The following is a 23321-nucleotide window of genomic DNA, read 5'->3' as shown; positions in this document are numbered from 1 at the left end:
TCGAATATCCTTCTTGTAGAAATTACCAAAAGTCCGAATGCTCGGTCTCTTCGTTTACTTGTCGTTTTTCGGTGCCAGCGTTAGAAACATGCTGCGTCCGTCCATTTTCGCTTTTTGTTCCACTGTGGCGATGTCCGCAGTTTCTTCAGCTAAGCGATCAAGAACTTTCTGACCAATCTCTTTATGGGTAATGGCACGGCCTTTGAAACGGATAGAAGCTTTCACTTTGTCTCCTTTTTCTAAGAACTTACGCGCATTACGAAGTTTTGTATTGAAGTCATTTACGTCAATTGTTGGACTTAAACGAACTTCTTTGACGTTGATCACTTTTTGTTTCTTGCGAGCTTCACGCTCTTTCTTTTGTTGTTCGAAACGGAATTTTCCATAATCCATAATTCGCGCAACTGGTGGTTTCGCTCCTGGCGCTACAAGTACTAAATCCAAGTTTGCAGATTCAGCGATTTGTAATGCTTCTGCTTTGGTTTTTACACCTAATTGTTCACCATCTTGTCCGATCAAACGTAACTCGCGTGCACGAATGCCGTCGTTAACCATCATATCCTTTGCTATGGTCATTCACCTCCAAAATTTTTAAGAGAAAATCCTAACGGAAGTCTGCTTTGTTTGCTAAATGCAATAAAAAAACAGGTTCCTATCCAGAACCCGCCAACAGTCTGCCTTACTTAAAAAAATAAGGAATACTTTATCTAGCCCAGCGATATACTCAACTAAGGCGAGAAGCGGGTGCTTCTGCTTTCATTTCTCAACTTCACTAGTTTACCTTAGTTTATCCTAGTTGTCAATATATTTCCTCAAAAAAAAACGAATCTAGCACTAGATTCGTTTGAACTCGTATTTTGATCATTAATAATTAGTGGACTGTCCCAATGTGACTTCCTAGAAACAAATGGTTCAACACATGGTGTACATTTTCTATCCCCTAGGCGATCCCTGTAGTCCCTACAGTTCTTCTATTTATAAGGTTTCTCGTTTAGACAAGCCACGTTCTAAGATTTTTTGGCTTCTAAGATACTCTGAATTTTCTGTACTTTCAGAAAAAGACAACTCTGTTTCTATCTCCTCTGACTCAATACAAATGAGTTCTTTGCCATACCATTGTGCTTTATACAACAGTTTAGCTAAAAATAAAGACCAAGCCAGTTCAGAACGATCATGTTTTGGTGGCCGCTCACTACTGTGATGGGCTTTTTCAATACAAATAACATCGTAACTTGAAACCAATTCCGTTGTAATTTTGTTTAAAATATCCGTTCGTTGGTTGGCTATTTTTTCGCGAATTTTTGCGACTTTTATTTTTTGTTTTTGATAATTTTTTGCTTGCGAAAGATCGACACCTTTTTCTAAAGCAATCATTTTACGCTTGTTTAATTTTCGTTCTTCTTGACGTAGTTTTTGCTTTAAATGCTTTGAACAATAGCTTTTTTCGAAGCTTTCACCATTCGAAAGCAGCGCAAATTTTTCCCTACTGCTACAAATTCCCACCATTTTTTGTTGCTTTGTTTTCGTTTCAATCGGCGCTTCACACAAAATGGAAACATAATAATTGTGACTCGCACTCATAGAAATAGTTACAGATTTTATCTCCCCCAGCGGTTGGCGATGTACCTTCATTTTAATTAAAGATTTCAATTTAGGTACTTTCAAATAACGATTATCCAAAATTTTGACCGTGCCATGTTGATTGTTCGTAGTGTAGGAATGCACCGTTTCTTTCTTTTTCTTTTTTGGAAAGCCCATCCCTTTTTCCCGATAAAAATTTTTAAAGGCTCGATCCAAATAAACTTGTGCATTTGCCAAGGCTAAACTATCAACTTCTCTGAGGACAGGGTATTGTTTCTTATATTTAGCTGGCGTTGGCATTTTAAACGTTTGTTGAGGATTTTTTCGCATCTCTTTGTAGATATCAATCCGGTCTTGTAACATTAAATTATACACCAAGCGAACACAAGAAAATGTTTTTTGAATAAACTCTTCTTGTTTTGAGGTTGGATAAAGTCTGTATTTATAAGCTTTCAGAGCCTTCATCTCATAACCACCCTACCAAGATAGTTAGAAAAGAAGCTGGTTATAAACCAGCTTTTCTTTTCTTCTCTTCAATTTTTTCACGGTACATTGCAACTTCGTCTTCAGCACAATAAACATAGTGTCCATTGAGAATTTCACGGAGCTCACGATCTTTCCCATCTGCCGCTGCAGGCTGGTAAACGATCCGTTTACGTGTGCGTTCATAGTCTGGATCTGGTAATGGAATCGCAGAAAGTAAACTTTCTGTATAAGGATGAACGCCGAAATTATAGACATCATCACTTGTGCCCATTTCCAATAATTTCCCACTGTGCATTACGCCAATTCGGTCACTAATATGTTTTACCATCGATAAGTCATGTGCGATAAACAAGTAAGTTAAGCCTTGTTCTTTTTGTAAATCTTGTAATAAGTTTACTACTTGGGCTTGAATCGACACATCCAAAGCCGAAATTGGCTCATCACAGATAATGAAACGTGGATTAACCGCTAAAGCACGAGCAATCCCGATCCGTTGACGTTGCCCACCAGAAAACTCATGAGGATAACGCGTACTGTGACTTGGATTTAATCCCACCGTTTTTAAAAGTTCATTGACTTTTTCTTCCCGCTCTTTTGGTGTTTTAGCTAATCCATTGACATCGATTCCTTCAGCAATAATATCATTGACTTTCATTCTTGGGTTCAATGAAGCATATGGATCTTGGAAGATCATTTGAACATCGCGGCGGAATGCTTGCATGTCCGCTTTTGATTTAATTTTGCTAATGTCTTTTCCATCGAAAAGAATTTCACCAGCAGTTGGATCATATAAACGAATGACACTGCGACCAGTTGTTGATTTTCCACTTCCTGATTCGCCAACTAATCCAAAGGTTTCGCCTTCAAAAATATGAAAACTAATGTCATCAATGGCTTTTACTTCGTCTTTACGACCAACATTGAAATACTGTTTCAAACCAGTGACTTCTAATAGGACTTTTTTCTCTTCTGCCATTAATTACTACCTCCTGGATTTTTTTGACGCTCTGCATAAATTGCCCAACGACGAACAATCTCTGCTGGAGGCGTAACTTTTGGTGCTTGTGGTGCTAATAACCACGTTGCTGCTTTGTGGGTTGGTGATACTTCAAAATAAGGTGGTTCTTTTTCTGTATCAATTTTTAAAGCAAACTCATTCCGTGGATAGAAGGCATCTCCAGTTGGTGGATCTAATAAATCTGGAGGTGAACCTGGAATCGCATAAAGTTTGTCTTCTGTTCCTTCCATCGTTGGCATTGACCCTAAAAGTCCCCAAGTATATGGATGTTGTGGATTATAGAAAATTTCTTCTGCTGTTCCCACTTCAACCAGACGTCCACCGTACATGACAGCGACACGGTCAGCCACGTTCGCTACTACACCTAAATCATGGGTAATGAAAATAATCGAAGTGCTAATTTTTTCTTGTAAGTCTTTTAATAACTCTAAAATTTGTGCTTGGATGGTTACATCCAACGCTGTAGTTGGTTCATCTGCAATTAGAACTTCTGGATAACAAATTAAAGCAATTGCAATGACAATCCGTTGACGTTGTCCACCAGAAAATTGGTGCGGATAGTTTTTCAAACGTTTTTCAGCATTAGGAATACCGACTAATTTTAGTAATTCTAATGCTTGCGCTAAGCCTTCTTTTTTTGAGACTTTATTATGTTTGATTAATGATTCCGCCACTTGTTTGCCAATTGGCATCGTTGGGTCTAATGAAGTCATCGGATCTTGGAAAATCATTGCGATTTCTTTACCACGAATGGCTTGCATTTGTTTTTCTGTTTTATGAACAATATCTTGCCCTTTAAACAAAATTTCCCCGTTATCAATATTGGCATTACTGCTCAACAAACGCATAATACTGCGGGTTGTAACAGATTTACCACTCCCTGATTCACCTACGATGGCTAACGTTTCACCTTTATAAAGATCAAAACTCACACCACGAATGGCGTTGACTTTACCTGCAAACGTATCAAAGGAGATTCTTAAGTCTTTAACTTCTAATACTTTTTCCATAGTCATTCACCACTCTTACTCTTTCATCTTAGGATCAAATGCGTCACGTAAACCATCAGCTAACAAGTTGAAACAAATCATGATAACTGAAAGTGTTGCCGCTGGAATCCACATTAAATATGGAAGGAAACGGAAAGTTTTGTATCCTTCGTTTAACAAGGTTCCTAAAGATGCGGTTGGTGGACGTAAGCCTAACCCAATAAAACTTAGGAACGCTTCAAAGAAAATTGCCGATGGGATACTGAACATCATTTGGACAATAATGACACTTGAGATATTCGGTAAAATATGTTTAATAGCAATTTTCCAACGAGATTCGCCCAATGTTTCTGCTGCCATGACAAACTCTTGGTCTTTTAGTTTCATGGTCTGGGCTCGCACAATCCTGGCCATTGATATCCAGTTTGTAATAACCATGGCTAAAACAATCGAAACAATCCCTGGATCAAAGACTGTTAGCATCAAGATCATAACAACTAAGTTAGGAATACCAGAAAGAACTTCTAAAATACGTTGCATTACTGTATCGACACGACCGCCGACTAACCCGGAAATCAGTCCATACGTTACCCCAATCGTAATATCTAGAATTGCCGCGATAAACGCAATTAATAAGGAAATACGTGTTCCCATAAATAAACGACTTAGGACATCACGACCTAAACCATCTGTTCCTAGATAAAAGTTTACGTTATCTGGAACGTTTGCTTGTGCATATTTATCAACTAATTGACCAGCAACTGTTGTTTTACCATTTAAACCATTCACGCTTTCCAAGCCAGGAATTCGTGGTGGTAAGTTAATGTAAGAAACATTTTGTTTCGTTGGGTTATGTGGTGAAACCCAAATGGTAATAATAGAGATAAAGATAATAACTGCTAAGAAACTCATTGAGATAACTGCAGCTTTATTCTTTTTCAAACGACGCCATGAGTCTTGTAAGAAACTTAAAGACGGTGTGGCAATACGCTCTCTTTCTTTTAGAGTTGAAGTGTTTAGAGGCTGAAACTCATCTGCCGGAATATCTTTAATCGCTTGTGGTAGATTATTTTTATTGACTGTTTCCATTAGCCTTTTGCACCTCCTGATACGCGAATTCTTGGATCAATTAAACCATAAAGTAAGTCAACAATCAGAATTACAACAACTAACATTGTTGAATACAAAATAGTTACTGCCATAATTGTTGGATAGTCGTTTGTCATAATTGATTTTACAAACTGTTCCCCAATTCCAGGGATGGCAAAAATATTTTCTACTACTAAAGAACCTGTCATTAAACCAACGGCTAAAGGTCCTAATAAGGTAATCAATGGAATTAAACTGTTTCTTAACCCGTGGCGGAATGCAACTTGCCAGCGACTCAAGCCTTTTGCTTTGGCTAATTCGACATAATCACTATGCAAGACCTCTACCATCTCGGTTCGAATAAACCTAGCCGAATCGGCCATTGGACTCATTGCCAAGGCAATAGTTGGTAAAATTGTGTAGGCAAAACCATTCCACATAGCAATTGGTAAGATTCTTAATTTCATTGCAAAAATGTATTGTAATAATACCGCGAAAACAAAGTTTGGAATAGAACGACCTAAAATGGCTAACAATGTTGCCAACGTATCTACCCAAGTATTTTGACGCATCGCTGCGATAATCCCCAATAAAATACCGACTAACGTACCAAAGATAATCGCTTGTCCTCCCAGTTGAAGGGACGGCCCAATTCGACCAGCTAATAACTTAGCAACAGGTTGGTTTTTAAATTGGAATGAAATACCAAAGTCTCCCGTTACCAGGTTCTTTAAGTAAATTCCGTATTGAACAATCACTGGTTTATCTAAGCCAGATTGTTTATTCAACATAGCGATTGTTTCTGGACTAAGTTTTTCTTGGTTGGTATAAGGCGTACCTGGTAATAATTGCATTAAGAAAAACGTAATCGTTGCGATTAACCACAAAGTGATAATCATGAAAAAGATCCGTTTAAGAAAATATTTTCCAAAACTATTCAATAATGACACCTCCGAGATTTTTTTGACTTCCTCAGTTATTTTCGTTAAAGTAATGACTAGATAGACCACAATAATAGATAGGGTGAACACATGAAAACTTTTAAATGGCCAATTATTACAGCCGTTATTTCCAGTATCGGCATTTTTCTTTACTTATTAATAAGTAAAGAACCTATCACTACCTCCTCATTATCAGATACCTTCTTTATCGTTTCGCTTTTCTTTTTAATTATCGGCATTGCTTTATGGATTATGTCCTCTGGCTTTTTCGATAACTTTCAGCGCTCAATGAAAAACGCGTTTCGTTTTAAAAAGAAAAATGAACCGAAAGAGTTTATCCCGCTTTCAGTCATTGGCGATGCACATCGCTCTTTCTGGCTAAAAACTGGGGGCATCTTACTGATTCTGTCTTTAGGCTTTCTACTATTTTACTTGGTCTAAGACAAGATAGCAAGAGGACCGTTGCCTTTTATTCCATGGCAAAGGTCCTTTTTTGTTTGCTATCGATCTTTTGTCAGGTTATTCTGAAATGTATGCCCATTTGTAGTCATACGTTGCGCCAGCAGGATGAACTGCGACATCTTTGACTTTTTCAGCACGTAAATGCGCTTCTGATTTTTGGAATAATGGTACCACACCCATGTCTCCCATAATCGTTTTCTCTGCATTTAACATATCATCCCAACGTTTTTCAGGATCTGTCGCATCTGCACTACTTGCAGCTTTCACGAACTTGTCAAACTCTGGATTGTTATAACGTCCACGGTTATATGAATTATCTGAAGCAAATAAGTCTAAGAAACTACTTGGATCAGCATAGTCAGCACTCCAACCACCGATTACTGCATCAAAGTCGCCTTTGTTTGAACGATCTAAACGAACGGAGAATGGAACCGGACTAACCGTTACCTTCACACCATCTAAAGCATCTTGAATTGACCCTTGAACAAATTCAACTGTTTTCTTAGAAGAATCTGCATCTGAAGAAAGAATATCCATTGTTAAGGTTGAAATCCCCAATTCTTTTTTCGCTTTTTCCCAGTATTCTTTAGCTTTTTTCGTATCATATTCAATTTGACTACCTGCTTCTTTAGCAAAGTCTTTGCCGCCACTTGGGTCTTTTGCCATATCTGCTGGTACTAAACCGTTTGGCTCGATAGAACCATCCCCTAAGATTGATTCAACTAACGCTTTACGGTCGATTGAGTAAGAAATTGCTTTACGTAAGTTTGCATTTCTAAATGGTGATTTTTCATCACGTTGATTTAGTTCCATATATTGTGTTGATGCTTCTTTTTGACTAACAAAAGCTGGGTCATTGGCCATTTGTTGGGCTAATTCACCAGAAAGAACGACATCGTCTGTTTGTCCATCTTGGAACAAGTTCAACGCGGTTGGTGATTCTTTCACGACATTCACATCTACTGAGTCCAGTTTCACTGTGTCTTTATCCCAATATTGATCGTTTTTCTTGAATGACCATTTTGTATCTGTACCAGGACCATCAAAGCCGTCTAAGACGAATGGACCATTGTAGACAGCACTTTCGCTGTTTGATGCATAATTTTTACCATATTTTTCCACAATATCTTGACGTTGTGGGAAGAACGATGGGAAAGCTAATAAGTAATCAAAGTATGGTGTTGCTTTTTCTAAAGTGATTTCTAATTCTGTATCACTGACTGCTTTAATTCCTAATTCTGATTTATCTTTTTCCCCTTTAGCAATGGCATCACCATTTTTTACAGAGGCATACAGATAAGCATATTCAGAAGCTGTCGCTGGATCAACTGTTCGTTGCCATCCGTAAACATAGTCATTAGCAGTCACTGGTTTACCGTCTGACCATTTTGCATCTTTATTTAATTTAATTTTGTATGTTAGTCCATCTTCAGAAACTTCTGCTTTTTCCGCTGCACCTGCAGGTTGGACTTTGTTATCTTTGTCTAAACGATAAATTCCTTCATATACATTATTTAATGCAATAAAACTAATTCTGTCTGTTGCTAGTGATAAATCAGCTGTTGGCATTTCTTGTTGTTCTGTGACACGTAAAACTTGTTCGCCACTTGCCTTACCGCCACCAGACGCGCTTGAGCTATCTGACGTTCCGCCGCCTCCACAAGCCGCTAAAGTTGTTACGCTAAATAATGTAATCACACCGAATGTTAATGACTTTTTCAATTTCATAGTGTTGCCTCCTAAAATAATACAATCTGTATTTTCTGAAAAATCAGAATTTAATAATTATTTATTGCTATGGAATATATCTTACATTTTTCATATTAAAATTGCAAGTCAAAATGTTAACTTTTTTTAATTTTTCTTCTCTTCCTATCAGAAACCACTCTTTTTCTTCCTGTCTTTTATTGCAATTCTTTTGTCAGTTTTCTAAACATTATGGTAAATTAGGAAGTAAAGGAGTGACAAAATATGAAAAATTCTACGTTTTTAAAGGATTTGTTTGCTATTGATAAAGCAAATGACGAATTATTTCGGTTAGTTGGTGTCGCAATTTGTATGGCAATTCCATTATTAATTGGTTATTTTTCCAATAATTTACTCATTGGGACCTTTGGCTCGATGGGCATTTATACGTTTATTTATTATCAGCCGCTTCCTTTGCCTCAATTATTGCGCAGACTGAATATTGTTGGCTTTTTTATTGTTCTGGGCAACAGCTTAGGAATGCTAAGTCACCATGTACCTTGGTTGATTCCTATTACAATTGCCATCGTCGCTTTTTTTGCACGCTTACTTTTTAGATTGTATGGCATTGAGAAGCCTGGTGCTTTGTTAGTTATCATGTCAACCGCAATGGGAACAAGCAACAATTTTCCTTTACATAAGATTCCCATCATGGCCAGTTTTGTTCTTTTAGGAGTAGTGACCGGCATTATCATGGGCATTGTGCTTCATTTCATCGACAAGCGCCCCTACGTTTTTCAAAAACGGATGTCTCTTCAAGAACGACTTTATATTGATCCCGCTTCTTTATTAGATGCTTTGCATTATGCGGCCATTTTATTTTTAGCGGCTTATTTAAGCCAATCGCTTCATTTAGTCAACGCCTATTGGATGACGTTTACTTGCGCAGCCATTTTACAAGGGGAAAATTTACATTCTGTGATGCAGCGAAATGTTCAACGGATTCTAGGCACGAGTCTCGGTTTGTTGCTTTCTGCAATTTTATTAACGATTCCCTTTACACCTTTACAAACAATCGGTATCATTAGTATTCTATATGCAGCTTTTGAAGGATTCATTAACAGAAACTATGCGATTGCCAGCTTTTTTATTACCCCGATGTCCTTATTATTATCAAATCTTGCACGACAGCAAGTCATTAGTAATCTTTTAAACTATCGATTAGTCGGGATTGTGTTAGGTAGTTTACTTGGTTTTGCCGGCGCTTATGTTTTCACAACTGCGCTACGTTTCTATAATCGGGCCTACTCAATTGATGAAACCTTTGAAAATCAACAAGAAGAAAGAGGCGTTTTATGAAAATAACTTATCCCTTGCCACCAAATCTACCAGAACAACTTCCTCTATTAACGAACTGTCAATTAGAAGATGAGGCAATCTTAGAAAATCATTTGTATCAGCAGATTGATTTATCGAATCAAGAAGTTCGTAACTTAGTCTTTCGGGATGCTGTTTTCGATCATCTTTCATTAGCAAATGGCCAGTTTGCTTCTTTTGATTGTAGTAATGTGCGTTTTGAAGCTTGCGATTTTTCTAACGTCGAATGGCTGTCTGGCAGTTTTCATCGAGTGACTTTCCTTCGTTGCAATTTGACAGGAACGAATTTTGCAGATAGCTATTTAAAAGATTGTCTATTTGAAGATTGCAAAGCCGATTATGCTTCTTTTCGTTTTGCAAATTTTAATCTTGTTCACTTTAATCAGACACGTTTAGTCGAAAGTGAATTTTTCGAGGTCACCTGGAAGAAACTCCTGCTAGAAGCTTGCGATTTAACCGAAAGTAATTGGCTAAATACTTCTTTAAAAGGATTGGATTTTTCCCAAAACACCTTTGAACGCTTGACTTTCTCGCCAAACTATTTATCAGGTCTCAAAGTCACCCCTGAACAAGCCATTTATTTAGCAAGTGCCCTTGGTTTGGTGATTAACTAAGAAAATTTTAAAAAAATAGCCGAATAACTGGTTCTGTCGGTTCTTTCTTATTAAATTGTTATTAATTTTTTGGAAAAACCAACGGAACCATTTTACTTGTGCCTTATTTTTAGGTAAACTATCTTAGGTTAAGCAATCTCTTTTTTTGGAACAAGAGAAACTTTTGGAATCATTTCCTATAAATCATGAAGAGATTATGACAAACGTTCTTCTAATCCAAGAACGTCTTTTGTCCTATACTCGATTCTACTCAAAAGGAATGTCAGTGAATGAATATAAAAAAACAAGGCCTCGGTCAAGCGACGGGAAAAATCATTTTAATGGGGGAACACGCCGTTGTTTACGGCGAACCAGCAATCGCCTTTCCTTTTCAAGCGACAGAAATCACAGCCGTCTTTACCCCGGCAAAAACTATGCAGATTGATTGTGCATATTTTACAGGATTGCTTGAAGACGTGCCCCAAGAGCTAGCAAATATCAAGGAAGTTGTTCAGCAAACCTTACATTTTTTAAAGGAAGATACAGTTAAAGGCACTTTGACCTTAACAAGTACGATTCCCGCTGAACGAGGAATGGGTTCAAGCGCAGCAACCGCTGTGGCCATCGTTCGAAGCCTTTTTGATTATTTTGATTACGCTTATACATATCAAGAATTGTTTGAGCTTGTTTCTTTAAGTGAGAAAATTGCTCATGGCAATCCTAGTGGTATCGATGCCGCAGCAACAAGCGGCGCTGATCCATTATTTTTTACTAGAGGATTTCCGCCCACACATTTCTCGATGAATTTATCTAATGCCTACTTAGTAGTAGCTGATACGGGAATTAAAGGTCAAACACGTGAAGCAGTGAAAGACATTGCGCAGCTAGCTCAAAATAATCCCACAGCAATCGCTGAAACAATGAAACAATTAGGTTCTTTTACTAAAGAAGCGAAGCAGGCAATTTTACAAGATGATAAACAAAAATTAGGTCAGCTAATGACGTTAGCGCAAGAGCAACTCCAGCAATTAACCGTCAGCAACGATATGCTGGATCGACTAGTGGCTCTCTCTTTAGAACATGGCGCTCTAGGAGCAAAATTAACCGGCGGCGGTCGCGGTGGCTGTATGATTGCCTTAACAGATAATAAAAAGACCGCACAAACCATTGCACAGACTTTAGAAGAAAATGGAGCTGTTGCTACATGGATTCAATCATTAGAGGTGAAAAAGTAATGCTTTCAGGAAAAGCACGAGCGCATACAAATATTGCTCTGATTAAATATTGGGGAAAAGCCAATGAAGAATACATTTTACCAATGAATAGTAGTTTATCATTAACATTAGATGCCTTTTACACAGAAACAACTGTGACATTTGATGCCCATTATTCAGAAGATGTATTTATTTTAGATGGTATCTTGCAAAACGAAAAACAAACAAAAAAAGTCAAAGAATTTTTGAACCTTGTTCGTCAACAAGCCGATTGTACTTGGTTTGCAAAAGTAGAAAGTCAAAATTTTGTGCCTACTGCAGCTGGTTTGGCTTCTTCAGCGAGTGGTCTAGCTGCTTTAGCTGGGGCCTGTAACGTAGCCTTAGGATTAAATCTTTCAGCAAAAGACTTATCACGTTTAGCGCGACGTGGTTCAGGTTCTGCTTGTCGTAGTATTTTTGGTGGTTTTGCTCAATGGAACAAAGGTCACTCTGATGAAACGTCGTTTGCTGAAAATATTCCAGCCAATAATTGGGAAAACGAATTGGCCATGCTCTTTATCTTAATTAACGATGGCGAAAAAGATGTTTCCAGCCGTGATGGAATGAAACGAACAGTAGAAACTTCTAGCTTTTATCAAGGCTGGTTGGACAATGTGGAAAAAGATTTATCCCAAGTTCATGAAGCAATTAAAACAAAAGACTTCCCTCGTTTAGGAGAAATCATTGAAGCCAATGGGTTAAGGATGCATGGAACCACCTTAGGCGCTGTCCCTCCATTTACTTACTGGTCCCCAGGCAGCTTACAAGCGATGGCTTTAGTTCGCCAAGCACGGGCCAAAGGAATTCCTTGCTACTTTACAATGGATGCAGGTCCGAATGTCAAGGTCTTAGTCGAAAAGAAAAACCTAGAAGCATTAAAAACATTTTTAAGTGAACATTTTTCAAAAGAGCAGTTAGTCCCAGCTTTTGCTGGTCCCGGAATTGAATTGTTTGAAACGAAAGGAATGGATAAATAAGCATGATTGAAGTTACTACGCCAGGAAAGTTATTTATTGCAGGAGAATATGCCGTTGTTGAACCTGGCCACCCTGCCATTATCGTTGCTGTGGATCAATTCGTAACTGTAACTGTCGAAGAAACAACAGATGAAGGCAGTATTCAATCTGCACAATACAGCTCGTTACCTATTCGCTGGACACGCCGAAATGGTGAGCTTGTATTAGATATTCGCGAAAATCCTTTTCATTATGTTTTAGCGGCGATTCATCTAACTGAAAAATATGCGCAAGAGCAAAACAAAGAATTGTCATTTTATCATTTAAAAGTGACGAGTGAATTAGATAGTTCAAATGGACGAAAATATGGTCTTGGTTCAAGCGGTGCAGTAACCGTTGGAACTGTCAAAGCCTTGAATATTTTTTATGACTTAGGTTTGGAAAATGAGGAAATTTTCAAATTATCAGCATTAGCTCACTTAGCCGTTCAAGGAAATGGTTCTTGTGGAGATATCGCTGCCAGCTGTTACGGGGGTTGGATTGCCTTTTCAACCTTCGATCATGATTGGGTCAATCAAAAAGTAGCCACTGAAACATTAACTGATTTGTTAGCAATGGACTGGCCTGAATTAATGATTTTTCCGTTAAAAGTACCGAAACAACTACGTTTACTAATTGGTTGGACAGGTAGCCCTGCGTCCACTTCAGACTTAGTTGATCGAGTCCATCAATCAAAAGAAGAAAAACAAGCGGCTTATGAGCAGTTCTTAATGAAAAGTCGGCTTTGTGTCGAAACAATGATTAATGGCTTTAACACAGGAAAAATTTCTGTTATTCAAAAACAAATTACTAAAAATCGCCAATTGCTCGCCGAATTATCTTCACTGACTGGTGTGGTAATCGAAACAGAAGCCTTGAAAAATCTTTGTGATTTGGCTGAATCTTATACAGGAGCTGCGAAATCTTCTGGCGCTGGCGGGGGCGATTGTGGGATTGTAATTTTCCGCCAAAAATCTGGGATTTTACCATTAATGACTGCTTGGGAAAAAGACGGAATTACCCCACTGCCACTTCACGTCTATACCTATGGTCAAAAGGAGTGTAAGGAGAAGCATGAATCGAAAAGATGAACATCTATCATTAGCTAAAGCGTTCCACAAAGAAAAAAGTAATGACTTTGATCGTGTGCGTTTTGTTCACCAATCGTTTGCTGAATCCGCTGTTAACGAAGTGGATATTTCCACTTCGTTTCTTTCTTTTCAGCTTCCCCAACCTTTTTATGTCAATGCAATGACAGGTGGTAGCCAGCGTGCAAAAGAAATTAATCAGCAATTAGGCATTATTGCCAAAGAAACTGGCCTTTTAGTTGCGACAGGATCTGTCTCGGCAGCGTTAAAAGATGCTAGTTTAGCGGATACGTATCAAATTATGCGAAAAGAAAACCCAGATGGACTCATTTTTGCCAATATTGGTGCAGGCTTGGGTGTGGAAGAAGCAAAGCGAGCGCTTGATTTATTTCAAGCGAATGCCTTACAAATCCATGTAAATGTGCCCCAAGAATTGGTCATGCCTGAAGGAGATCGTGATTTCACTAATTGGCTAACCAAAATTGAAGCTATCGTACGGGCCGTAGAAGTGCCTGTTATTGTCAAAGAGGTTGGCTTTGGTATGAGCCAAGAAACCTTAGAAAAACTTACCTCTATCGGCGTTCAAGCAGCGGATGTGAGCGGCCAAGGCGGAACGAGTTTTACGCAAATTGAAAATGCCCGGCGGAAGAAACGCGAACTTTCTTTCTTAGATGATTGGGGGCAATCAACGGTCATCTCTCTTCTGGAATCACAAAATTGGCAAAAGAAGCTAACTATTCTTGGCTCTGGCGGTGTGCGTAACTCTCTTGATATTGTCAAAGGACTCGCTTTAGGTGCCAAAAGCATGGGAGTTGCTGGGACTATCTTAGCTTCCCTTATGAGTAAAAATGGTTTAGAAAATACCTTAGCCCTTGTACAGCAATGGCAAGAAGAAGTGAAAATGCTTTATACTCTTTTAGGAAAAAAGACGACAGAAGAATTGACGAGTACTGCACTTGTCCTCGATCCAGTTTTAGTTAATTGGTGTCATAACCGTGGCATCGACAGCACTGTTTTCGCAAAACGTTAAAGAGACCAGAACATTAATGTTCTGGTCTCTTTATTTGAGTTCTTTTATCCTACATAAGCATCTAAGATAATTTGTTTTAGTTCACTAATTAATGGTTCTTTCGGATTTGCAGTTGTACATTGGTCTTCATATGCAAGTTCTGCCATACGATCAACCGTTGTGTCTAATGTTTCTTGTGAGACACCTTGGGCTTTCAAGTTCATGTCAATTCCGACTGATTTACCTAAGTCTGCTACTGCTGTTGCTAAAGCTTCTACTAATTCTGCGGTAGTATTTCCTTTTAAGCCTAAGAATTTTGCAATGTCTGCATAATCAGTATCGGCGCGGAAGTAATCATATTTAGGGAACATTGCGTGTTTTGATGGATCTTTCGCATTGTAACGAATAATATGTGGTAATAAAATCGCATTTGTACGACCATGTGGAATGCCATATTCCCCACCAATTTTATGAGCGATAGAGTGACAAATACCTAAGAATGCATTAGCAAATGCCATCCCTGCCATGGTTGATGCATTATGCATTTTTTCACGAGATTCCATATCTGGACGTTTCACTGAATTTTCTAAATGATCGAAAACTAACTTGATTGCTTGTAAACTTAAACCACGTGTGTAATCTGAAGCCATCACGGAAACATAAGATTCAATAGCATGTGTTAAAACATCCATACCTGTATCTGCAGTGACTGAAGCTGGCACAGACATTACGAACTGTGGATCAACAATCGCTACATCTGGTGTTAACGCATAGTCTGCTAACGGATATTTCACGTGTGTTTCACTATCAGTGATAACGGCAAATGGTGTAACTTCTGAACCAGTTCCTGAAGTAGTTGGGATACAAACAAATTGTGTTTTTTCTGGTTTGGCAATTTTATATGTCCGTTTGCGGATATCTAAGAATTTTTGTTTTGCACCAAAGAACTCTGTATCTGGGTGTTCATAGAACATCCACATGCCTTTCGCCGCATCCATTGCAGAACCGCCACCCAAGGCAATCACTGTATCTGGTTGGAAATCAACCATCATTTTGGTACCTGCATAAACAGTATTTGTTGATGGGTTTGGTTCAACATCAGAAAATACTTCGATTTTCACATCATTTTTACGTTTTTGTAGCTCTTTACGTACGATATCTGCATAGCCAAATTGAACCATACCTGGGTCACAAACTAACATGACACGTTCAACATTTTCCATTTTTTGTAGATATTGTAAAGAATTTTTTTCAAAGAAAATTTTTGGAGGTAATTTAAACCATTGCATATTATTTCTCCGTTTCGCTACCGTTTTAATATTAATTAAGTTAATGGCTGATACGTTTTTAGAAACAGAGTTTTTCCCGTATGAACCACAACCAAGTGTTAAAGATGGAATCATTTCGTTATAAATGTTACCGATACCGCCTTCTGCTGATGGAGTATTCACTAAAATACGACAAGCTTTCATACGTAAACCAAAAGCAACTTGTAACTCTTCATCTTCTGTATGAATTACTGCTGTATGTCCTAAACCACCTAAGTTTAACATCGCTTCACATAGTTCAAAAGCATGCTCTGCATTGTTTGATTTCATCATTGCTAAAACTGGCGATAATTTTTCTCTTGATAATGGATATTCTGGACCTGCACCTTCTAATTCAGCGACTAAAATTTTTGTGCCTTTTGGTACGCTAATTCCTGCTAATTCAGCAATTTTTTCTGCAGAGTTACCGACAATCGCTGGATTTACTGCGTATTTGCCTTCATTCATCACTGCATCTTCTAGTTTTTGTAATTCATTCGGTTTCACGAAGTAAACATTGTGTGCTTCAAACTCAGCTTTGACAGAAGCATAAATTTCTTTATCCACAATGACCGCTTGCTCAGAAGCACAAATCATTCCATTATCAAATGATTTTGAAACAATTAAATCATTAACCGCACGTTTTACTTTAGCCGTTTTTTCAATATAAGCTGGTACGTTCCCAGGACCAACGCCTAGTGCTGGTTTACCTGTTGAGTACGCAGATTTTACCATGCCTGCGCCACCAGTTGCTAAAACAATGGCAATCCCTGGATGATTCATCAAAGCAGATGTTGCATCAATCGATGGTTGTTCAATCCATTGAATACAATTTTCTGGTGCACCTGCTGCAATCGCCGCATCTCGTACAATACGTGCCGCTTCTGCCGAACATTTTTGTGCGCTAGGATGGAAAGCAAAAACAATTGGATTTCTTGTTTTTAAGGCGATTAGTGATTTAAAAATAGTTGTTGACGTTGGGTTTGTTGTTGGTGTGACCCCACATACCACGCCAACTGGCTCAGCAATTTCCATTAAACCGGTTTGTTCGTCTTTGTTAATTACACCCACTGTTTTATCATGTTTAATATTATTCCAAATGTATTCAGATGCATACATATTTTTGATTGCTTTATCTTCATAGATTCCACGGCCAGTTTCTTCGACAGCCATTTTTGCTAAAGGCATATGTTGGTCTAACGCCGCCATCGCCATTTGATGGACAATGTGATCTACTTGTTCTTGTGTAAAATCTTCCATTGCTTTTAAAGCGACATTCGCTTTTGTTGCTAATTCATCAATCATTGATGAAACATCAACCGTTTCTGTCTTTTCTTTTTTTACTGTTTTAACCATGTTCATCCTCCTAAGAGTTTCATTTTAAAAAAACTTTGTTAACTATTTCACATTCACATCATACAACATAAAATGAATCTTGTAAATAGTTTTTGTGATATTTTTCACAACTATTTATAATTTTTTTATCTCAAAAAAAGACCTATTCTTTTTTCTAGAATAAGTCTTCAATATCATGCCAGTCCCTTAAAGGATTTTTTGATGTCTGTGCCAATAATTGTTGATAGTCAAAAAATTCATTCGGCTTAACCTTCTGAATGTCTTTGCGACAGTCTTTGACAGATGAACGGGCTTGCTTTTTCCAACGATAGGTGAGTAAATAAGTCAATAAATCTTCTTCGTTGATGGAAGAATAACCTAGTTCACGAAAATTTTGGCACTTCTTTTTAATACTTTTATTGAGCATTTTTTGTTGTAACCAACTTAATTTTTCCATTGTCATGGGCTCTTCTCCTTCCAACCAAGCGAAAGATTGCTCACTTTTTAACTATCTTCCAACACTATAAAAAGGAACCTTTTTTGTAAACTTAATAGTTAAAAAGGACTTAGGACAAGGTCGGGACAGAAGTGTTTAACTCCGAGAAATAAGAAGAAATTTCCGAAAATTGTTCTTTAATTTTGGGAGAATTTTGGCTTATTTCCGAAGGAGTTGCTTCTGTTCCCGCCGTTTATCAATTTTTAAGCCTGGGACAAAAATCCAAAGTGATTTTTGTCCCAGGCTCCTTCCTAGTCCTACATTTTAAGATAAACGACACGAGCGGAATAGGAATTATCTCTTCTTATTGGCTTTCTCGTGTGACTACTGGTCACAGTTTCGCCTTTGAAAAGCCTGTTCCGCTCTCTTTAACCATTAAATGAATCAGTTGAATCGTTTAGTCTTTCTTTTCTTTTGAAGGATCTGATGTTTCAGGAACTTCAGTTACTTCTTCTGTGACTGTCTCTTCAACTTCTGTGACTGGTACACTAGTTACTGCTGAATCATTTGTAACAGCAGTTCCAGGTGTTACAGTTCGAATTGCTGCACGGTCAAATTCTAAGACAATACCTTCGCAATCGATTAAAACTGTTTTTTCGTTGATTTCACTTAAAACACCATGTAAACCACCAATTGTGACAACACTATCGCCAGTTTTCATTGCGTTTAGTTGTTTTTGACGTTCTTGCTGTTGTTTCTTTTGAGAACGTGTCATGAAAAACATCATTCCTCCTAAAAGGACTAATGTAAAAATCATTGTAAATCCGCCACCCATTTGTTTCACCTCACTCTGCATTATTCACACTACTAACTGTATCAAAAAAATGCTTGAAGAACTAGTTTTTTCCTCTAATTTTTAGAAACTTTTTGCATTCGCTTTATTAAAGCCATATTCTTCAAAAAACGCTTGTCGGAATTCTAATAAATTGTCGTCCATAATTGCTTGACGGACGTTTTTCATTAAGTCTAACAAGAAGTATAAATTATGATACGATGTTAAACGGATTCCGAATGTTTCATCACATTTAATCAAATGACGAATATAGGCCCGCGTATAATTACGACAAACATAACAATCACATTTTTCATCAAGCGGACGAAAATCTCTTGCATATTGGGCATTTTTAACAACCAAGCGACCTTGTGAAGTCATACAAGTACCATTGCGCGCAATACGTGTTGGTAGCACACAATCAAACATGTCAATCCCACGAATCACTCCATCAATTAATGAATCAGGGGCACCCACACCCATTAAGTAACGTGGTTTATTTTCAGGAATTAACGGTGTCGTAAAGTCTAAGACTCGGTTCATTTCTTCCTTAGACTCACCAACAGATAAGCCACCAATCGAATAGCCAGGAAAATCCATACTCACTAAATCTTTAGCACTTTGACGACGTAAATCTTCAAATCCCGCACCTTGAACAATACCGAATAATCCCTGTCTATCAGGATTCGCATGGGCTTTTAAGCCACGCTCAGCCCAACGAGAAGTCCGTTCAATCGAGCGTTTGACATACTCATAGCTTTCATCAAATGGTGGACATTCATCAAAGCTCATCATAATATCTGATCCTAATTTATTTTGAATATTGATCGCTTTTTCTGGAGAAAGGAACATTTTTGAACCATTTAAATGATTTCTAAAATGCACACCTTCTTCTTCGATTTTCCGCATATCACTTAATGAGAAGACTTGGAAGCCACCTGAATCAGTTAAAATAGGTTGATCCCAGTTCATAAATTTGTGTAAACCGCCTGCTTCTTCGACTAAATCTTCACCTGGGCGTAACCATAAATGGTAAGTATTACTTAAAATAACACCGGCACCCATTTCTTTTAATTCTTCTGGTGACATTGTTTTAACTGTCGCAAGTGTACCTACCGGCATAAACATTGGTGTTGGAAATGTGCCGTGAGGAGTAATTAATTCACCTAAACGCGCACCTGTGTGTTTATCTTTTTTGATTAAACGATAACGAATGGCTGGTTCCGTCATTCATTTCCCTACTTTCTACTATAATTTGTCCTCCCATCATCATACTTTTTTTTTATTGAATTTGCAAGGATTTCTCAAGGTTTCTTTTTTCAAAAAAGGATCCTTAAAAAACAGCAACTAGTTCAAATAATTCAAATGAGCTAGTTGCTGTTTGGCACTTATTTTGTCGCTGTATATTTTTCTAAATCTTGCATCGCTGTTTTCACAATTTCAGGGGTAATTTTTTGTTTCATATAATGAATCGTTTCGCCTTCTATACAAGCACGTTCTGCTACTTCTTGATACTCGGCTTCAGTTAAGTCCATCTCCATTTCTTTTAAAGAAATAGGCAAACCTAGTTGGTGATAGAAAGGAATCAATTCAGCGATTTCTTGCCATTTCTCTTCAATGGCTAATTGAACAAACACACCATACGCCACTTTGTTTCCATGCAATTGTCGATGGCTAGCTGGTAGCAAAGTTAGTGCATCATGAATGGAATGGGCACCCGCTGTCCGACCATAATCATCGCCAAAGCCACCCACCATTCCACCAATAATTAAATTTGTTTCGATGACATCAATAAACGATTGATTTAATTGTTGCTCTTCCATCGCTTTTAAAGCATTGATACTTTCATTTAACAAAATATCGCGACATTTTTCCGCGGCAAAATGAGAAACTTGAATAGGTAACACTTGGACATCTAACTGCGAAATAATCGCATCTGCTTCGTACCATTTAGCTAATGTATCCCCAATACCTGCCACCATTAAGGACCGAGGCGAATGCAATAACACTCTTGGTTCTACCAACACCAAAGCGTTTGCTTGCGGAAAAACGTCATATCGTTCCATTGCTCCATCTTCTCGATACATTACACTCAATGGCGTACACGGTGCACAAGTAGCTGCTAAAGTGGGCAAAATAATTACCGGTAACGCCATTTTGTGTGCTAAGGCTTTGCCCAAGTCGGCCACTTTTCCTCCACCAACAGCGACGATGGCCTCTAAATGATTGTCCAGCACTTGCGCTTCTAACTCTTGCACACGTTGATCTGTACAAACACCTCCATAGTTTTCAAAAACAGCTGTTACTTTTTGAAACGTCGGAAAATACGGTTTTGCCGCTTGCCATGACTCAGTCCCGTGTAAAATGAATACACGATGAATATTTCTGCATAATAGTTGTCCTTCTAATAATTCCCACGAACCAATTTCGCAAAGATACTCTTGTGGTGTCCCTCTCACAATTAATGATTGTTCCATCTTGAAAATCCCCTTCATTTTTGACTTTTGAAAATTTTTTTGAAAAAGTTGTATTTTTTCAACTCTACTACTTTTCCTTTTACATATTCTATGATATGATAAACCACATCATAACACAATAAATTTTTATACATTTATTCGCTTTTTTTGAATATTTATAAAAATAATACAAAAAGGAGTTTACGCAAATGACCAAATGTAAAAAATGGCTACAGACGATTTTACCAATTTTATTCTTGCTGCTCTCATTATTACCTATTAAAGAAACTTTTGCAGCCGAAAACGATCCAGTCTATGACAAAATCATCCAAAAGGGAGAACTAGTTGTCGGCTTATCCGCAGACTATGCCCCTTATGAATTTCATGCAAAAGTAGATGGTGAAGATAAAATTGTTGGTTTTGATATTTCTATTGCTCAAAAAATTGCCGACGATTTAGGCGTTAAATTAAAAATCGAAGAACTAGGCTTCGATGCTCTGTTAGGGGCCTTAAAAACTGGCAAGATTGACATGGTCATCTCTGGCATGTCGCCAACGCCTGAACGATTAAAAGAAGTGGCTTTTTCTCAACCATATATGAACGTTCAACAAAGAGTCATTGTTCGGAAAGAAGACAAAGATAAATTTCATTCCACTAAAGATTTCGAAGGCGTTCGTGCAGGTGCCCAAAAGCAAACGACACAAGAAGAATTAATTAAAACCGAATTAACCGGTGCTGTCCCTACTTCTCTTCAAAAAATTCCAGATTTAATTATGAATCTAAAAAATAATAAATTAGATGCAGTCGTTATGGAAGAACCGGTTGGCGAAGCCTATGTTTCTCAAAATGAGGATTTAGCTTTTGCTGATGTTACCTTTGAAAAAGGCTCAAAAGATACTGCCGTTGCTTTTCCTAAAGATGCGCCCGTTTTGACGGAGAAAGTAAATGCCTCTATTAAACAAATTAATGATCAAAAATTAATGGACGGTTATAAAAAAGAAGCCAATCAATTAATGTTCCAAAAAGATCAAAGCTTTTTACAAAAGTATGGAAAGTTCTACCTTAACGGTGCAGGCTATACCATTTTCCTAGCTTTCATTGGTGTTTTGTTTGGTGCCATTTTAGGGGCATTACTTGCCTTAATGAAGTTAGCCAATTCCAAAATTTTACGTGGCATTGCCATTGCTTATATTGAATATGTTCGTGGCACTCCTTTGCTTGTTCAAATTTTTATTGTCTATTTCGGGACAGGCGTTCTTGGTTTAGACTTATCAAAAGTAGCAGCTGGTTGTATTGCTCTTTCTTTAAACAGTGGTGCATATGTAGCAGAAATTATTCGTGCTGGTATTCAGGCAGTTAATAAAGGACAATTGGAAGCTGCTCGTTCTTTGGGAATGAATCAAAACCAAGCAATGCGATACATCATTTTCCCACAAGCTATTAAAAATATTTTACCAGCGTTAGGCAATGAATTTGTTACAGTAATTAAAGAATCTTCCGTTGTTTCAGTCATTGGTGTTTCAGAACTAATTTTCCAAGCTGGCAACGTTCAAGGAGCAAGTTTTAAACCCTTCCTACCTTACTTAATTGTATCGTTGATTTATTTCGTCCTAACCTTTACTATCTCACGTCTATTAGGTGTTGCTGAAAGGAGAATGAGTACTAGTGATTAACATTAAAAACTTACAGAAAACATTTGGAAAAAATGAAGTACTTAAAGGAATTGACTTAGAAATTGAAGCTGGTGAAGTTGTCGTAATTATTGGCCCTTCTGGTAGTGGTAAAAGTACTTTTTTACGTTGCTTGAACTTATTAGAAACACCAACTGGTGGCAGCGTTGAATTTGAAGGAAAAAATTTATTAGATAAAAATACCAACATTGATCAACTTCGTCAAAAAATGGGAATGGTATTCCAAAATTTCAATCTTTTCCCGCATAAAAATGTCTTGGAAAACTTAACGATTAGTCCTGTTAAAGTAAAAAAAGAAGCCGCTTCTGAAGCCACAGAACATGCTCTTTCTTTACTGGAACAAGTTGGTTTATCAGATAAAAAAGAAAATTATCCCTCTCAACTTTCTGGTGGGCAACAACAACGGGTAGCGATTGCTCGTGCTTTAGCCATGCGCCCTGACGTGATGCTGTTCGATGAACCAACTTCTGCCTTAGACCCTGAAATGGTGGGCGAAGTGCTATCCGTTATGAAAAATTTAGCTATTGAAGGGATGACAATGGTGGTGGTTACCCACGAAATGGGCTTCGCAAAAGAAGTTGCGGACCGTGTCATTTTTATGGATGCAGGAATCATTCAAGAAGAAGGCACACCTGAAGAAATTTTTGATGCGCCACAAAACCCAAGAACACAAGATTTTCTAAGAAAAGTTTTATAA

Annotated in this window: 21 protein-coding genes and 1 other annotated feature; of the genes, 9 read left to right on the top strand and 12 right to left on the bottom strand. The window is 37.8% G+C overall.

What is annotated here, in order from left to right; all coding sequences use genetic code 11:
* Nucleotides 1-54: 54 nt before the first annotated feature.
* From infC to opp1B, 6 genes are all read right to left on the bottom strand, one after another.
* Entirely contained in the window at nt 55-576 is a 522-nt protein-coding gene (gene infC / locus IGJ37_RS03330) for a translation initiation factor IF-3 (protein WP_002355797.1), read from the bottom strand.
* A gap of 54 nt (nt 577-630) precedes the next feature.
* Nucleotides 631-762 (bottom strand) — a sequence feature (ribosomal protein L20 leader region).
* Nucleotides 763-975: 213 nt separating this feature from the next.
* Nucleotides 976-2046, bottom strand: coding sequence for an RNA-guided endonuclease TnpB family protein (locus IGJ37_RS03325; RefSeq protein ID WP_033596027.1), 1071 nt, complete (start codon nt 2044-2046; stop codon nt 976-978).
* A 40-nt stretch (nt 2047-2086) separates the two neighbouring features.
* Nucleotides 2087-3043 carry an oligopeptide ABC transporter ATP-binding protein Opp1F gene (opp1F, locus tag IGJ37_RS03320; protein ID WP_002361357.1) on the bottom strand — a complete coding sequence of 319 codons (957 nt, stop codon included), beginning with the start codon at nt 3041-3043 and terminating at the stop codon, nt 2087-2089.
* Entirely contained in the window at nt 3043-4101 is a 1059-nt protein-coding gene (opp1D, locus tag IGJ37_RS03315; protein WP_002355794.1) for an oligopeptide ABC transporter ATP-binding protein Opp1D, read from the bottom strand. The genes opp1F and opp1D overlap by 1 nt, the downstream gene beginning before the upstream one ends.
* A 9-nt stretch (nt 4102-4110) precedes the next feature.
* Nucleotides 4111-5163, bottom strand: a complete 1053-nt coding sequence (gene opp1C / locus IGJ37_RS03310; RefSeq protein WP_002355787.1) for an oligopeptide ABC transporter permease Opp1C — start codon at nt 5161-5163, stop codon at nt 4111-4113.
* Nucleotides 5163-6104: an oligopeptide ABC transporter permease Opp1B gene (gene opp1B / locus IGJ37_RS03305; protein ID WP_002381304.1), complete on the bottom strand. Its 942-nt coding sequence runs from the start codon at nt 6102-6104 to the stop codon at nt 5163-5165. The genes opp1C and opp1B overlap by 1 nt, the downstream gene beginning before the upstream one ends.
* A 90-nt stretch (nt 6105-6194) precedes the next feature.
* On the opposite strand from opp1B, the gene IGJ37_RS03300 reads away from it, so the two are divergent.
* Nucleotides 6195-6545 (top strand): DUF3899 domain-containing protein, encoded by a 351-nt coding sequence (locus tag IGJ37_RS03300; RefSeq protein ID WP_002355784.1) that lies wholly within the window; start codon nt 6195-6197, stop codon nt 6543-6545.
* Nucleotides 6546-6623: 78 nt separating this feature from the next.
* Here the strand turns inward: IGJ37_RS03300 and opp1A are convergent, their stop codons facing one another.
* Nucleotides 6624-8294, bottom strand: a complete 1671-nt coding sequence (opp1A, locus tag IGJ37_RS03295; protein WP_002381303.1) for an oligopeptide ABC transporter substrate-binding protein Opp1A — start codon at nt 8292-8294, stop codon at nt 6624-6626.
* A 243-nt stretch (nt 8295-8537) separates the two neighbouring features.
* Here opp1A and IGJ37_RS03290 point away from each other — a divergent pair, with 243 nt between their 5' ends.
* The 6 genes from IGJ37_RS03290 to fni all read left to right on the top strand — a co-directional run bounded on the left by IGJ37_RS03290 (nt 8538) and on the right by fni (nt 14588).
* The gene (locus tag IGJ37_RS03290) at nt 8538-9611 is read left to right on the top strand and encodes an FUSC family protein (protein ID WP_289865461.1); all 1074 of its coding nucleotides are present in this window, start codon (nt 8538-8540) and stop codon (nt 9609-9611) included.
* Nucleotides 9608-10243, top strand: a complete 636-nt coding sequence (locus IGJ37_RS03285) for a pentapeptide repeat-containing protein (protein WP_325815019.1) — start codon at nt 9608-9610, stop codon at nt 10241-10243. The genes IGJ37_RS03290 and IGJ37_RS03285 overlap by 4 nt, the downstream gene beginning before the upstream one ends.
* Before the next feature lie 269 nt (nt 10244-10512).
* Nucleotides 10513-11457: a mevalonate kinase gene (gene mvk, locus IGJ37_RS03280; protein WP_010828617.1), complete on the top strand. Its 945-nt coding sequence runs from the start codon at nt 10513-10515 to the stop codon at nt 11455-11457.
* Nucleotides 11457-12452 (top strand): diphosphomevalonate decarboxylase, encoded by a 996-nt coding sequence (mvaD, locus tag IGJ37_RS03275; RefSeq protein WP_002355778.1) that lies wholly within the window; start codon nt 11457-11459, stop codon nt 12450-12452. The genes mvk and mvaD overlap by 1 nt, the downstream gene beginning before the upstream one ends.
* Before the next feature lie 2 nt (nt 12453-12454).
* Entirely contained in the window at nt 12455-13561 is a 1107-nt protein-coding gene (locus IGJ37_RS03270; RefSeq protein WP_002355777.1) for a phosphomevalonate kinase, read from the top strand.
* Nucleotides 13545-14588: a type 2 isopentenyl-diphosphate Delta-isomerase gene (fni, locus tag IGJ37_RS03265; RefSeq protein WP_033917997.1), complete on the top strand. Its 1044-nt coding sequence runs from the start codon at nt 13545-13547 to the stop codon at nt 14586-14588. The genes IGJ37_RS03270 and fni overlap by 17 nt, the downstream gene beginning before the upstream one ends.
* Before the next feature lie 44 nt (nt 14589-14632).
* Here fni and adhE read toward each other — a convergent pair whose 3' ends face one another.
* The 5 genes from adhE to IGJ37_RS03240 form a co-directional block, all read right to left on the bottom strand.
* Nucleotides 14633-17230 carry a bifunctional acetaldehyde-CoA/alcohol dehydrogenase gene (adhE, locus tag IGJ37_RS03260; protein ID WP_002388933.1) on the bottom strand — a complete coding sequence of 866 codons (2598 nt, stop codon included), beginning with the start codon at nt 17228-17230 and terminating at the stop codon, nt 14633-14635.
* Nucleotides 17231-17384: 154 nt separating this feature from the next.
* Nucleotides 17385-17690, bottom strand: a complete 306-nt coding sequence (locus IGJ37_RS03255) for a post-transcriptional regulator (RefSeq protein ID WP_325815017.1) — start codon at nt 17688-17690, stop codon at nt 17385-17387.
* 412 nt (nt 17691-18102) lie between these two features.
* On the bottom strand, nt 18103-18501 hold the full coding sequence (yajC, locus tag IGJ37_RS03250) for a preprotein translocase subunit YajC (protein WP_002383336.1): 399 nt from the start codon (nt 18499-18501) through the stop codon (nt 18103-18105).
* Nucleotides 18502-18561: 60 nt separating this feature from the next.
* Nucleotides 18562-19707 (bottom strand): tRNA guanosine(34) transglycosylase Tgt, encoded by a 1146-nt coding sequence (gene tgt / locus IGJ37_RS03245; RefSeq protein WP_002355772.1) that lies wholly within the window; start codon nt 19705-19707, stop codon nt 18562-18564.
* A gap of 158 nt (nt 19708-19865) precedes the next feature.
* Nucleotides 19866-20972 carry an iron-containing alcohol dehydrogenase family protein gene (locus tag IGJ37_RS03240; RefSeq protein WP_002358821.1) on the bottom strand — a complete coding sequence of 369 codons (1107 nt, stop codon included), beginning with the start codon at nt 20970-20972 and terminating at the stop codon, nt 19866-19868.
* A 170-nt stretch (nt 20973-21142) separates the two neighbouring features.
* On the opposite strand from IGJ37_RS03240, the gene IGJ37_RS03235 reads away from it, so the two are divergent.
* Together IGJ37_RS03235 and IGJ37_RS03230 are read left to right on the top strand one after the other, a co-directional pair.
* Nucleotides 21143-22606, top strand: a complete 1464-nt coding sequence (locus tag IGJ37_RS03235; RefSeq protein WP_002355770.1) for an ABC transporter permease subunit — start codon at nt 21143-21145, stop codon at nt 22604-22606.
* Nucleotides 22599-23321 (top strand): amino acid ABC transporter ATP-binding protein, encoded by a 723-nt coding sequence (locus tag IGJ37_RS03230; RefSeq protein WP_002361352.1) that lies wholly within the window; start codon nt 22599-22601, stop codon nt 23319-23321. Before IGJ37_RS03235 ends, IGJ37_RS03230 begins: the two co-directional genes overlap by 8 nt.

The organism is Enterococcus sp. AZ104, assembly GCF_050546705.1.
In the GTDB taxonomy this organism is placed as follows: Bacteria; Bacillota; Bacilli; order Lactobacillales; family Enterococcaceae; genus Enterococcus; species Enterococcus faecalis.
This window is presented reverse-complemented; position numbering and strand designations above follow the sequence as displayed.

Excerpts from the sequence above, each read along its gene's own strand:
- opp1C (WP_002355787.1), bottom strand. The coding sequence starts at position 5,163 with ATGGAAACAGTCAATAAAAATAATCTACCACAAGCGATTAAAGATATT.
- opp1D (WP_002355794.1), bottom strand. The coding sequence starts at position 4,101 with ATGACTATGGAAAAAGTATTAGAAGTTAAAGACTTAAGAATCTCCTTT.
- mvk (WP_010828617.1), top strand. The coding sequence starts at position 10,513 with ATGAATATAAAAAAACAAGGCCTCGGTCAAGCGACGGGAAAAATCATT.
- opp1A (WP_002381303.1), bottom strand. The coding sequence starts at position 8,294 with ATGAAATTGAAAAAGTCATTAACATTCGGTGTGATTACATTATTTAGC.
- IGJ37_RS03235 (WP_002355770.1), top strand. The coding sequence starts at position 21,143 with ATGACCAAATGTAAAAAATGGCTACAGACGATTTTACCAATTTTATTC.
- mvaD (WP_002355778.1), top strand. The coding sequence starts at position 11,457 with ATGCTTTCAGGAAAAGCACGAGCGCATACAAATATTGCTCTGATTAAA.
- IGJ37_RS03325 (WP_033596027.1), bottom strand. The coding sequence starts at position 2,046 with ATGAAGGCTCTGAAAGCTTATAAATACAGACTTTATCCAACCTCAAAA.
- opp1F (WP_002361357.1), bottom strand. The coding sequence starts at position 3,043 with ATGGCAGAAGAGAAAAAAGTCCTATTAGAAGTCACTGGTTTGAAACAG.
- yajC (WP_002383336.1), bottom strand. The coding sequence starts at position 18,501 with ATGCAGAGTGAGGTGAAACAAATGGGTGGCGGATTTACAATGATTTTT.
- IGJ37_RS03290 (WP_289865461.1), top strand. The coding sequence starts at position 8,538 with ATGAAAAATTCTACGTTTTTAAAGGATTTGTTTGCTATTGATAAAGCA.
- IGJ37_RS03285 (WP_325815019.1), top strand. The coding sequence starts at position 9,608 with ATGAAAATAACTTATCCCTTGCCACCAAATCTACCAGAACAACTTCCT.
- IGJ37_RS03240 (WP_002358821.1), bottom strand. The coding sequence starts at position 20,972 with ATGAAGGGGATTTTCAAGATGGAACAATCATTAATTGTGAGAGGGACA.
- IGJ37_RS03300 (WP_002355784.1), top strand. The coding sequence starts at position 6,195 with ATGAAAACTTTTAAATGGCCAATTATTACAGCCGTTATTTCCAGTATC.
- infC (WP_002355797.1), bottom strand. The coding sequence starts at position 576 with ATGACCATAGCAAAGGATATGATGGTTAACGACGGCATTCGTGCACGC.
- fni (WP_033917997.1), top strand. The coding sequence starts at position 13,545 with ATGAATCGAAAAGATGAACATCTATCATTAGCTAAAGCGTTCCACAAA.
- IGJ37_RS03270 (WP_002355777.1), top strand. The coding sequence starts at position 12,455 with ATGATTGAAGTTACTACGCCAGGAAAGTTATTTATTGCAGGAGAATAT.
- adhE (WP_002388933.1), bottom strand. The coding sequence starts at position 17,230 with ATGGTTAAAACAGTAAAAAAAGAAAAGACAGAAACGGTTGATGTTTCA.
- tgt (WP_002355772.1), bottom strand. The coding sequence starts at position 19,707 with ATGACGGAACCAGCCATTCGTTATCGTTTAATCAAAAAAGATAAACAC.